This window comes from Dyadobacter sp. HNCC25DJ185 (genome assembly GCF_056895195.1).
Genome location: NZ_JBXHAR010000046.1, coordinates 1 through 238, shown reverse-complemented (window position 1 = coordinate 238; position 238 = coordinate 1). Strand labels below are relative to the sequence as shown.

The window sequence follows — 238 nt, the reverse complement described above, 5'->3', positions numbered from 1 at the left end:
AATCGCCCTATCAAGTCCGGCACTATACAAAAGCAAAAGTCCAAAAGAATTACCACGTGGTCATCGGCGAAGACTGGCACTTTTATAGCGTCCCGTTCCGCTACATTGGCAAAGAGGTCCGCATTGCTTACTGCGAAGACACAGTCGAGATCTATTTTGACAATCAACGGATTGCGCTACATAGCCGGAACTATAAAAGCCACGGGCATACCACCATTGCTGAACACATGCCTGATTC

Annotated in this window: 1 protein-coding gene; it reads left to right on the top strand. The window is 47.5% G+C overall.

Annotation, left to right across the window (positions count from 1 at the left end; translation table 11 throughout):
• On the top strand, positions 1–238 hold a 238-nt coding region (locus AC1XUF_RS32105; protein WP_483345967.1), incomplete at both ends, for a Mu transposase domain-containing protein.